General features: G+C 62.4%; 10 protein-coding genes. 3 read left to right on the forward strand and 7 right to left on the reverse strand.

Translation table 11 applies throughout. From position 1 onward, the window contains the following. Positions 1 to 3: 3 nt before the first annotated feature. The 5 genes from QJT78_RS32440 to QJT78_RS32460 form a co-directional block, all read right to left on the reverse strand. Complete coding sequence (locus QJT78_RS32440) at positions 4 to 1,395, reverse strand: hypothetical protein (protein ID WP_028152408.1); 1,392 nt, start codon at positions 1,393 to 1,395, stop codon at positions 4 to 6. Between the two features lie 70 nt (positions 1,396 to 1,465). Next, positions 1,466 to 2,677 (reverse strand): glycosyltransferase family 4 protein, encoded by a 1,212-nt coding sequence (locus tag QJT78_RS32445; RefSeq protein WP_028152407.1) that lies wholly within the window; start codon positions 2,675 to 2,677, stop codon positions 1,466 to 1,468. Between the two features lie 57 nt (positions 2,678 to 2,734). Continuing rightward, positions 2,735 to 4,081 carry a glycosyltransferase family 4 protein gene (locus tag QJT78_RS32450; RefSeq protein ID WP_240537662.1) on the reverse strand — a complete coding sequence of 449 codons (1,347 nt, stop codon included), beginning with the start codon at positions 4,079 to 4,081 and terminating at the stop codon, positions 2,735 to 2,737. After that, the gene (locus QJT78_RS32455; RefSeq protein WP_281460409.1) at positions 3,964 to 5,256 is read right to left on the reverse strand and encodes a hypothetical protein; all 1,293 of its coding nucleotides are present in this window, start codon (positions 5,254 to 5,256) and stop codon (positions 3,964 to 3,966) included. The genes QJT78_RS32450 and QJT78_RS32455 overlap by 118 nt, the downstream gene beginning before the upstream one ends. Positions 5,257 to 5,416: 160 nt before the next feature. Continuing rightward, a complete protein-coding gene (locus QJT78_RS32460) occupies positions 5,417 to 6,520 on the reverse strand; it encodes a polysaccharide biosynthesis/export family protein (protein WP_240537661.1) in 1,104 nt (367 codons plus the stop codon). A gap of 662 nt (positions 6,521 to 7,182) precedes the next feature. Here QJT78_RS32460 and QJT78_RS32465 point away from each other — a divergent pair. Then, on the forward strand, positions 7,183 to 7,326 hold the full coding sequence (locus QJT78_RS32465) for a hypothetical protein (RefSeq protein WP_193375961.1): 144 nt from the start codon (positions 7,183 to 7,185) through the stop codon (positions 7,324 to 7,326). Positions 7,327 to 7,337: 11 nt separating this feature from the next. Here QJT78_RS32465 and QJT78_RS32470 read toward each other — a convergent pair whose 3' ends face one another. Both QJT78_RS32470 and QJT78_RS32475 read right to left on the reverse strand, forming a co-directional pair. Continuing rightward, on the reverse strand, positions 7,338 to 8,498 hold the full coding sequence (locus QJT78_RS32470) for a glycosyltransferase (RefSeq protein ID WP_028152403.1): 1,161 nt from the start codon (positions 8,496 to 8,498) through the stop codon (positions 7,338 to 7,340). 98 nt (positions 8,499 to 8,596) lie between these two features. Further along, on the reverse strand, positions 8,597 to 9,712 hold the full coding sequence (locus QJT78_RS32475) for a glycosyltransferase family 1 protein (RefSeq protein WP_028152402.1): 1,116 nt from the start codon (positions 9,710 to 9,712) through the stop codon (positions 8,597 to 8,599). Positions 9,713 to 9,981: 269 nt separating this feature from the next. On the opposite strand from QJT78_RS32475, the gene QJT78_RS32480 reads away from it, so the two are divergent. Further along, complete coding sequence (locus tag QJT78_RS32480; protein ID WP_038944059.1) at positions 9,982 to 11,001, forward strand: NAD-dependent epimerase; 1,020 nt, start codon at positions 9,982 to 9,984, stop codon at positions 10,999 to 11,001. Positions 11,002 to 11,166: 165 nt separating this feature from the next. Then, the coding region (locus QJT78_RS32485) for a GDP-mannose 4,6-dehydratase (RefSeq protein WP_281460410.1) at positions 11,167 to 11,292 on the forward strand (126 nt) is incomplete at its 3' end.

An 11,292-nucleotide genomic window follows, 5' to 3' on the forward strand; every position in this document is an offset into this window, starting at 1 on the left:
ATCCTAACTGCGCGCCGAGGCCAGCAGATCGCCTCGCCACGTCACTAGAACGACGGCGAGGCCGGCAAAGACGATCTTTCCCGCGAGCCAGGTCAGGGAGTCCGACGGAGCCGCCGCGAGCATCGCGATCGCGGCCGCCGCGACGGTCGCTTCCAGGATCAGCAGCGCCCTTGGCGCCGCCCTGAATCGGATCAGCGGACCGCTGGCGAAGAGGATGATGAGCGCGGTGGCCAATGCCGCGCTCGCGATCTGTCCCGCCACCGATATGCGCAGCAACGCGCCGATCGAGGACGCCGCCGACACCAGCAGCAGCTGACACGCCGCGACGACCACCAGCCTCGTCGCCGATTTGGTCAGATGCGGCACGATCGCCAGCGTGGCCTGAAGGTGGGTGTGGAGGAAGTAGAAGATCGCCGCGACCGGCGCCGCGTTGAGGAAATCGACCAGCAGATCGGCGGGCACGAACAGATGCGCCGCGTCGGGCAGGAGGCCGATCAGCCCACCTAGCATCACGATCGTCGCGCAGAGGATGAATTCGAGCATGCGGGCGGTGGCCCTGCGCGCTTCGCCGTCGACGCCGCGCTCGAACTGGACCACGACATTGGGATAGCAGACGGTGTGAATGGCGGCCACCAGGACCGAGAACGGGCGTTGCAGAAGGTCGATCGCCATCGAGAAGCCGGCCGCTCCGGTCGACGCCCGGCCGAGCGTGGCGATCACGATCAGGCGCAAGGTGACGGGTACGGAGAGATGAATGACGGAGGCGGCCGCAGCCATGATGCCGTAGCGGCAAAAATTGCTCCAGTCGGTCAGCATGGCGTGTCGCGACGCGCGCCGTAGCGAGGTGCGATGCACGACCAGGCTCAGGAGAAGCACCGCGCCGTAGCTCGCGGCCATGCCGCACAGCGTCGCTGCAGCCGTGCCGTGGAGCAGCGCGCCCGTGACGGCGCCGGTCAGAAGCACGCTGGCACGCAGGATCAGGAGGACGGACGCGGTCCCCAGCCGATCGGACACGCGGACGATCATGAAATAGAGGTCGGTGGCGCCTTGCAGCACGGCCATCGCCAGCGCGAGGGCGACGACGCTCGTCTCGAGCGTGCCCAGCAGTCCCGCCACGCCGCCGACGAGCAGCAGCACCAGCGCGCTGAGCAGCCCGGCGCTGAACAGCGAGAACCGCAGGCGCGCGGCCTCTTCTCCGGAAGCTGCGGCGAGGAAACGAACACCGGCCAGTTGCAGCCATTCGAACACGAAGACGCAGGCCAACTGGCTCGTCGCCAGCGCCAGCGAGAACGAGGTGTACTGGGCCGGCGAGAGGATATGGCTGACGGCGAAGATCAGAATGATCGCGGACGCACTCTGGTAGATATAGCTGCCGAATGCGAGCAGGCTGATCATGTCTGGCAATGCGTGAGAAAGAACATGGCGGGATGGTTGGGGGCCATTGGCGGCATCTGCGTCAGCGTGGCTATGTGCGAGGCGTGCCGCGGCCGCGCGTGAGCTCGTCGTAGACGTTGCGATAGCCGGCGACGACGTCGTCAAAAACCCATTTGTCGATGCCGGACTTCAATCGCTCGCTCATCTCCACGATCTGCTGCGGCGCTTCGATGATCGCCGAAATGCTCTTGGCGATCGAGGCGGGATCGGGCGACGTCAGCCAGCCGGTCACGCCGGGCTTGATCGCTTCCTGAATGCCGCCGAACGGCGTGCCGAGCAGGGGTTTGCAGGCGGCCTGCGCGTCGGCGACGACGAGCGGGCAGGGATCTTCCCAGACCGAGGGTACGACCACGACGTTCACCTGTTCGTAGAACTGCTTCGGCTGTACGAAGCCGAGAAATTCGATCCGTGCATTCGGAGCGAGCGCCTTGAGCTGCTTCTGCTGGCTCTCGGTTGTGTGGCCTGCGATGACGAGCCGAAACCGGTCAGGCGGAATCGTCGCGATGGCGCGAACGAGATTGTAGATGCCCTTCTCTTCGGTCAGGCGTCCGATGAAGCCGAACGTGACGGTGCCGTCGACCATCGCGGCGTCTGCGTTGCCGACGTCGGCGGTCGAGGCGTTTCGAATGACGATCTTCAGCGGTGTCTGCGTGAACAGGCCGAGCTGGGTATGGATGTCGAGAATGCGTTGGCTGACGCCGACGACGGCGTCCAGATGTCGCGTCGCCCCGCGACGGCGAAGGGTCAGGATCTGACAGCTCATGCAGCTCGACTCGCAGGCATGTCCGTCCGAGAAGCGCGAGCAGCGCGGGCAGGTGAGATAATAGTCGTGAAGCGTGTGCAGGACCGGAATGCCGAGCTCGGCGGCGGTCCGCCACACCGCGGTCGTCAGGCCGGAGAGATTGTTCGAGTGCAGGATGTCAGGCTTGAAGGCCTTGATGCGCGCCGCAACGAGCTCCGACATTGTCTGCCAGTCCTCGATCGCATGCCAGATGCCGCGCACCGGTGAGCTATGCTGCTTGGCGAAAGGGAAATAGATGTTGTGTACGGGCGCCGAATACACGTCGATGCCGTTGCAGGTCTCCATCTGCTGGTTCGATGCGGACGCGGCACGTATCACTTCCACGCCGTCGTTCTGCCCGACCAGGGTCTCGGCGAGGCGGCGGACGAACGTTTCCGCGCCCCCGACCACCTTCGGTGCCAACGGCGTCGGATAGAGGGATGACGTGATAAGGATCTTCATCGAAAAGGTCTGTCCAGCTATCCTGCCAAATGGCTTTGCTGAAATCTCCGTTTCGGCTTATTGCCGGTTGGTTCGATTGTTGTTCAAATAGACGTCCAAATATTGTCCTGTCACTGAATCCGCCGAAAACCTCTCGGCAAATCCTGGCTGCGGAGGCCGCGAGACTTTCCAGTGTGACCTCTCGTTGACGGCCTTCAGCATCAATTCTCCCAGTCGCTTATGATCGCTGGGCTCGTAGGACCCAACCATATTGGAAAACCCCGCGATCTCGGGAATCCCGCCGGCCGTCGAGCAAATCGTCGCTCGGCCGGCGTTGATGCTTTCGATCAACGTGCGCGGCAGCGGCTCCGGCCAGACCGAACTCACCAGGCAGACGTCGATGCTGGCATAGAATTCAGCTGCCTTGGCAAAGCCAAGCCATTCGACCTTCTTTCCGCTGCGGCTTTTTAGCCCCCGCACGTAATCCTCAAGCCCTTTTCCGGCGATTTTCAGTTGCCAGCCCTCGTCGGGAAGCTGCTTGGTCGCCTTGAGGACTACCTCGATACCTTTTTCAGCCTCGAGCCGCCCGATGAACCCGAATATCAGATCATCCGAGCTCGAAGCTGGTGACGGCACCACGGAGCTCGGATCGGCGATGTTGAAGATGACGCGGCCATCGGTGCCGGGGAAATATTTCAGCCTGGTGTGCTGGTCGAGCACGAATTGGCTGTTCGAGACCACCGCATCGACCATACGCGAGGCCAGCAGATAAGGCGACGTCATGGCGGCGCAGACGGTGCAGCGCTGCGCGCATGTCGCATCGCCCCGAAACAGCGTCGATCGTTTGCAGAGCAGGGAATAGTCGCGCAGGGTGTGCACGATCCTGATGTTGCGCCGCCTGGCTTCCGACCACAGCGAGACCGAGAAGCCCGTGAGGTTGTTGGTGTGGACGACGTCGGGCTTCTCGATGTCGAGAATTTCGGCGAACCGCGCCGCGGATTTGCGATTCCATGTGTCCTTGAGATGCCACTTCAGGCGCTGGACCGAGGAGGGCTTCCTGTCGTTGCCGAACGGCCAGTAATCGTTGTCCATCGGCACGCGGTATACGCGCACGCCCTTGAGTTCGTCGATCGTTCGTTCCTGCTTGTTCTGAAGGCAGACCACCGACACCTGATGGCCGCGCTGGACGAACGCCTCCGCGAGCAGCGACACAGACACTTCGGCGCCCCCGATGATCTCGGGCGGATAGAGCGTGTTAACGATCAGTATTTTCAAGGATAGCCTCGGATTAGCAGCCCGCCGCAGCGTCAGTTCGATGGCCGGATCTCGAAATCCGGCACGGCCGTGCCCTTGACGCTGACAAGCAACGGCGTTGTCGATAACGCCGTCCAGGCGCCGGCGGCAGGGCCCGGCGCTTGCTGACATACATATCTGATCTCGGCATTGGGTTCCGCATTTTTTAATCGAACTTCGAAGCGCTTCGACGCAGTCTCCGACCAAAGCGCGAGTTTCGTTTCCGATCCACTGTCACTGCGAATCTGCACGACGCCGGGCGCCGGCGTGGTTCGCGTTGCCTTCAGGCTGGTGCGGATGAAGGCCCAGCTTTCGCGAATGGAACACACGGCAGGCTTCGGCGAATTGTCGAAATGATAAATGCCGAAATTGTCCTCCAGTTCACCAGGTTTCGTCCCGCTGTCCTTCAGCTCGTAGAGCCATATCCCCTTGAGCCAGGGACCGGCGGTCGAGGCCCAGAGGATGATCTGCGCCATGTTGTCGGCGGCAAGCTGCTCGGTCACGCCGCATTTCGCGCTTGGTGTCGGCCAGCCCGTTTCGGTCAGATAGATCGGATAGTCGGGATTGCCGGTCGCCTGTGCGACGCGTTGATGAAGATTTTGCAGCCGTTCGATCGCCTCAGCTGCGGTCCGCCCGGCCGGTGACAGGCAATGGTTGTAGATGTGAATGGACATCCCGTCCGCGATACGAAGCAGGTCGGTCTTCAGCAGGGCGTCGGTCCATTTCCAGCCAGGATCGTCGCCCAGCGCTCCGACCACGAAGGGCGCGGACGGCGCCGCCTGCTTGACCGCGGGCTGCACCGATCGGGCGAGCGTCACATAATTTTCGACGGTGAACAGCGGCTCCGCGCGCGCTCTGAGATTGTACTCGTTCCACAATTCGAAGATCGGCTGCCGTGATGCGACCGCTTGTGCGGCTGCCGCGGCATAGGTGACGAATCTTTGGCGCGCTTCGTCGGTCGTCGGCGGATCGGAATTCGGGACGAGATGATGCCCGGTCCCGAGAATGAGCAGCGGGATTCCGACGCCGGATCTGATCTGGGTCTCGAGGCGACCGTTCAGGGCATTGGAGCCGAGCCGCTTGCCGGGCAGCTCGAAATCCGACCAGGGGAAGTCGTCACGGAACGAGGTGACCCCCAGCTCCTTCATCTGCTTGATGGCGGTCGCGGGCACATAGCCGCGGGCGCTGGTGACGCCGCCGAGGCCCTGGTGCGTGCCGACGCCCAGCAGGAAGCGCTGATCGAGCGGCTGCGCATTCTGTGCGTCTGCAGGATATGAGAGGCCGGCCGCGACGCAGAGCCCGCACATCAACATCCGGAAACGACGCAGGGCGCGTTTCCTGTTTTGCTCGGTCACGCTCGTGTCCACTCCTGCTCGCGTCAACCCGACAAGGCTAATATTCTTCTGTGGCCCCAATGGGGTGGGGCCGCCTTGTCTGCACGCTCGTCATTGAGCGCGCTGAGTTGGGCTATTTGGAGTTCACGACCACCGAGCTGATGTTGTCCGCGTTGGCGGTTGCTGCGTTCAGCGGGGCCATGAGCTTGATGAATTCGGTCGACGGCGATTCCGCCACCGAGATCACGTCGTGATCGCGCATCCTGAACGTATCCGCCTGGAACCAGCCGTCCGGCTTGCTCATGTCGAACTTGTAGACGGCAGGGACCGACTTCGTCGGGAACTGGGATACGGCGATGCCGATCTTCTCCAGCAGCGGCTTGGGCTCGAAACGGTAGACGTAGATCGACTTGGAGTCCGCACGGTTGCCGTCGAGGCCGCCTGCCTTCGCGATGGCTTCAGCCAGCGACATGTTGTCGTTCTCGAACGAGAAGCGGCGATTGTTGGTGCCGCCGATCGATCCCGGCGACGGCGTCGAGCCGAACACCATGTAGACGCGCGGAATGCGGGTCAGGAAGACGACGTCGCCCGGGGCGAGCAGCGCATCCTCGTTGGGGTTGTGCACGACCGAGGACATCGTCTCGCTGTAGGTGCGGCCCTCGCGCTTGATCGTGATCGTGCTCTCGTAGGACGGATATTTCGGGCCGCCGGCGCGCGCGATCGCGCCCATCAGGCGAATCCCGCCCGGATCGACCGGGAAGCGGAGCGGCGAGTTGACTTCGCCGAGCACGCTGATCTGGTTGCCGCGCTGTTCCGCCACGCTCACGACGGCCTGCGGGTCGATGGCGCGGTCCTTGAGACGCTCGCGGATGATGTTCGACACGGCGCGCGGCGTCAGCCCTGCGACCTTGATCGATCCAGCGTAGGGGATGTTGATGTTGCCGGACTGGTCGACCTGCTGTCGCGGAATGTCCACGAAGTTGCCCGGCCGCACGCCTGCTTCGCGCGGAATGAACAGGCCGCCTGCCTGCGCTTCATACACGGTCACGGTGACGATGTCGCCGATGCCGATCGTGACGTCGCGGTAGTTGCCGCCGGGAAGGCGGGAGAACACCATTCCGGCGGAGTCCGTGAACGCGTTGGTCGCCTGCAGGATCGCCGGATTGACCGGCATCAGGGCATAGGCCAACGGCGCGCTCGGCTCGGTGATCAGCGCCGCATTTGTTTGCGTTGCCACGGCATCAGGAGAGTCTAACGGAATGAAGCTACCGCAACCCGCCAAGGAGAAGCTGATCGCAGCAACGGCCAGGATTCGGCTAATACCGAAATCAAAATCAAAACGTTCGGTCTTAGCCACTACTATTCCCTCGCACTCATCTAAAATCGGAATCACCGTACAAATCCCGTGCTGCGGAGTCACTGCTACGTCTTCGACTTTATGGTAAAGCACTTGTGGCTGTGACCTTATTGCCACTTGTGAACGTGGATACACGCCGAAATCTCTGTCCAAAATTTGTGCGGAACATCCTCTTAAATAAGCAGTTCGTAAACCAGACATACACGTGTCAGATCGATGTCACGATTGGGATCGCGATCGAACCAGTGAGCAGCGCGCGGCGACTGACTGCAGGTGCGACGGCATTGTCGCGAGACGACATCGCCATAAACTTCAAGTGTTGGATCCCGTCCTGAGTGATCCTGCGTTGTGTTTTCGTCGTCCTGCGCCGGGCATGGCGCCCGTGCGGACGTTCTCGCCGGGTCATCGGACCAATGTTTCTGCGACGGGATTCCACCTCCGTTAACGCTTAGATTTGGAAGCTGGCGTCACGCTGGCGTCCGTAAGGTCTTCCTAATCCTGATCCGGCTAGTGGTCGGCCAAACAATAGGAAGGCGAAGACGATGTTGCACACCGGATCACTGCTGTTCGCGGCCGGCTTTCTCACCTGCGCGATGATCGTCGCATCGGCCATTGCGTGGTCCTTCTCGGATAACCGCGTGAATGATGGCGAGTTCGCGCAGGGCGATCCCCGCCGGCTGGCCTGATCAGCCGGTCGCTACGATCGCAGATTGTTCGGGAAATCGGACTGCAACTTCGCCTGCTGCCCGGATTCGCTCATCCGCACATGCAGGACGTCGGCATAAACCTGGCTGAGCGTGCGGTGGGTCTGCTCGATGTCGTAGAGGCGGGTGAAACGCTCATATCCGGCACGGCCGACCGCAGCGAGGTCGAGCCTGGTTGCGCGTTGAAAACCTTCAACCAGCTTCTCGGCCGAGACCTCGTCGCACAGCACGCCTGTCGCGTTGTCTTCGACGATTTCCGGCAGGGCGCCGATGCGGAAGGCAATGATCGGCTTGGCCGCCCGCATCGCCTCGATGGCGACCAGGCCAAACGCCTCCCAGCGTGAGGGAATCGCGACCATGTCGGCCTGGTCGAGCTCGGCCTCGATCTGGTTGCGGTTCATCCAGCCCAGAAAAGAGACGTTGGCGGGCAGATCGCTTCTGCGGAATTTGCTGACGACCGAGGCGCCGATCAGGCGCACGTCGAGCTTGTCTCCGAGTGCACGCGCCGCCTCGATCAGGAGATCGTAGCCCTTCTGACGGTCGAGGCGCCCGATGAAGAGAACCTTGATCTTCTCCGACCGCCATTGCGCTGCGCCCTTGTCGAGCGCAGGACGCTGCTTGGAAATCCCGTTGTGCACAAGAACCAGGCGATTCGCCGCGATTCCGACCTGCTTGGCGTCGGCCTGCTCGCTTTCCGAGATGCAGACGATGCGATGGGTGAATTTCGACAGCACGAGCTCGGTGAACTTCGTCACCTCGCGGCTGAGGCGGCCGGTTTCGCGGCCGAAGGCCCAGCCGTGCGGGCAATAGACGATGCGCGAGCGTCGATAGGTGAGCCAGAGCACCGGGCGCACCACGAGCCCGGCGAACGACGAGTGCAGGTGGATGATGTCAGGACGAAGCTGCCGGACCGCGCGCATGGTTGCAAACAGCATGCGAAACAGGCCGACCGCGTTGCGTCCGTCGCGCGGAAACGTGGTGACCGCGTCGTCCTCGATGTTCACCAGGTCGCTGCGATGGTCGGAGGGGACGACATAGTTGACGTTGCCGAGGCCGAAGCTCGCGCTCTGGTGCGGATGCAGTTCGTTGAGGTAGGTCGCGATGCCGCCACGGACCGTTTCGGCGACATGCAGAATCTTCAGGCCGCTGGACAACGGTCATTCCTTCCTTGTCTTGAAGGCGCCAGATACCGGAGACGCCGGAGCTTGCAGACGCACGTCTAACCTCGCTAAGCAGCAATAATCGGGCCGCGTCATTGTTTCGCACCGTCGGATGTGGATCGGGGTGCCGGTTTGGCGAGGAATTCGAGCATCGCTGCGGCGGACTTGGCCCAGGAATATGTCATCAGGCGCTGCCGCTGCTTCTCCTGTTCCACCGGCGAGATCCCGCCGAGTTCAATTCTTTCGCGCATCCGTGCCGACAGCTGGTCCGCGTTGAGTGGATCGAAATAGACGGCGGCATCGTTGCAGGTCTCGCGCACGGCATCGGCGGAACTCGCGATCACCGGACAGGCGAAGAACATCGCCTCCAGGGGAGGCACGCCGAATCCCTCATAAAGGCTCGGAAACACGAATGCGGCGGCCCGGGAGAACAGCGCGGCAATCTCCTCGTCCTTCAGGCGCCCGGCGATGACGACGCCGGCCCTTGATTCGGCGGCCGCGCCCCCGAACACTTTGCTGTTGTCGCCGCCGACCACGACCAGCGGAAAATCGGCGCGGCCAAGCTGCTCGGCGGCGCGAATGGCCGTATCGACATTCTTGTTCTTCGTCATCGAGCCGACGAAGAGGAAGAATTGATGGGGCGCAAGACGCAGCTTGTCGATGATCGAGAAGTCGGGCGCGACGGTCGCGAAATGTTCCGCGCTGTTCGCAATGACGGGGATCGAAGCCGGATCCAGCGACAGCACCTCGGCAAGTTCGTTGCGTGAAAACGCCGAAACTGTTGCGATCGTTGCCGTGCGCGCCAGCAGATGGCCGAGCGTCCGGTGCAGGGCGAGGTAGCGCCAGCTGAAGAAGTCCGGCCGCCGGAAAACCTGCGCGTCGTGAATCACGACGAGATGGTCGCGGTGGAGTACGGGGCCGGAATTGGCGAGACTGACGAGACGGGTGCCGGCCGCGGCGCGCGCCAGATCGATCTGATCCCACGCGTGCCCCTGCAATGATCCGATCTGCTTGATGGTGATGCGGCGAAGACCTGGAAGCGTCTGCGCATTCGGCGGCGCAAGGATTTGCCACTCTGCATCCAGCAGTTGCTGCGGAGCCTCTCCGCTCGCGAGCAAGCGGTCCATCGCCTTGACGATCTCTGCCGCGTAGCGCTGCACGCCCGTGAGCGATTGTGACAGGAACCTGCCGTTGATGGAGAGTTTCAAAGTCGATCTTTTTCTTTGCGGGTTCTTGCGCGAACAATGCCCGAAGACTGAGCATCAGGCGCCGAATATACGTTCTATGACGTCTAGCACATGTGGCGCTATCGTCCGAGCATCCTTGCAGGCGGATAGCATGCGATGGTGCATGACGCCATCATGTTTCCTACACATTTCGATGCGCTTACATGAGCCGACTGATTTGATGATTGTCATGACTGTCCAAACCTTGCCTCTCATGTCCTGGTCTGGCAATGCTCCGCGGAATGAACGAGATGACAACTTTGCGGCCAGTGATCGTTACCGGCGCTGCCGGCTTTATCGGAATGCACGTTTGTGAACGGCTGTTGGCACGTGGCGAGCAGGTCGTCGGCATCGACGCAATCACTCCGTATTACGATCCCGCGCTGAAGCGCGCGCGTCTCGCAACGCTCGAACACCATCCAGGGTTCAAATTCCACAAGATCGATCTCGCAGACTTCGCCGCCGTGACGCGCGTCTTCGACGAGGTCTCGCCCGATCGCGTCGTGCATCTGGCGGCGCAGCCCGGCGTGCGCGCGTCGATCGACGATCCCATCACGAGCATCCGGGCCAATTGTGACGGCTTTGTCACCGTGCTCGAAGCCGGCCGGCGCCATGGTCTGGCGCATCTCGTCTACGCCTCGTCGAGTTCGGTGTATGGCGCCAACCGCACCTTGCCGTATTCGACCGAGCATTCGGTGAACCATCCGGTCAGCCTTTACGCCGCAAGCAAGAAGGCCAACGAACTGATGGCGCATACGTTTGCGCATGTTCACAAGCTGCCGGTGACCGGGCTTCGCTTCTTCACAGTCTACGGCCCGTGGGGCCGGCCCGACATGGCCGCCTATCTGTTCACGCGCGCGATCTTCGCGAATGAGCCGATCAGGATTTTCAATAAGGGCGACATGTGGCGCGACTTCACCTATGTCGACGACATCGTCGAAGGGGTGATCCGCACCCTCGATCGGCCCGCGGCGCCGAATCCCGCGTGGAATGCCGAGCGGCCGGAAAATTCGTCGAGCTATGCGCCGTATCGCGTCTACAACATCGGCAACAACAGGTCGGTCAACCTGATGGAGTTCGTCGAGACGCTGGAGAAGATCATCGGCAAGCCGGCGATCCGCCAGCTGTTGCCGATGCAGGCCGGCGACGTCCTGGAGACGCGCGCCGACATTTCCGCGCTCCAGCGCGACGTCGGTTTCTCGCCGTCGACGTCGGTCGCGGACGGCCTCGGCCGCTTCGTCGAATGGTACCGGAAGTACCACGGCGTCTGATCCCGCGGGCCCGCGGCACCTGCGTGTCGTCCGGGAACGCCGGCTCTTAAGCCGGTTCTTGCGCTGGTTCTTCCGCTTTTGACCGCCGGCGGCCTTGTCAGCGGGCGCGAACGGTGGTTATCCCGTCCCTCTGAACCTCTTTGACCCCGAACCAGGCGCGGGCCCATGGCTGAGCGGATCGCTCTCATCACCGGCGTGACCGGTCAGGACGGCGCCTATCTCGCCGAATATTTGCTGTCGCTCGGCTATGTCGTGCACGGCATCAAGCGGCGCTCGTCCTCGTTCAACACC

It is taken from the genome of Bradyrhizobium sp. Mp27, assembly GCF_029953005.1.
Taxonomy (GTDB): Bacteria; Pseudomonadota; Alphaproteobacteria; order Rhizobiales; family Xanthobacteraceae; genus Bradyrhizobium; species Bradyrhizobium barranii.

Bases quoted from the DNA above. Each gene is read 5' to 3' on its own strand.
- QJT78_RS32440 (WP_028152408.1), bottom strand. From the start codon at position 1,395: ATGATCAGCCTGCTCGCATTCGGCAGCTATATCTACCAGAGTGCGTCC.
- QJT78_RS32445 (WP_028152407.1), bottom strand. From the start codon at position 2,677: ATGAAGATCCTTATCACGTCATCCCTCTATCCGACGCCGTTGGCACCG.
- QJT78_RS32450 (WP_240537662.1), bottom strand. From the start codon at position 4,081: ATGTCAGCAAGCGCCGGGCCCTGCCGCCGGCGCCTGGACGGCGTTATC.
- QJT78_RS32455 (WP_281460409.1), bottom strand. From the start codon at position 5,256: ATGTGCGGGCTCTGCGTCGCGGCCGGCCTCTCATATCCTGCAGACGCA.
- QJT78_RS32465 (WP_193375961.1), top strand. From the start codon at position 7,183: ATGTTGCACACCGGATCACTGCTGTTCGCGGCCGGCTTTCTCACCTGC.
- QJT78_RS32480 (WP_038944059.1), top strand. From the start codon at position 9,982: ATGACAACTTTGCGGCCAGTGATCGTTACCGGCGCTGCCGGCTTTATC.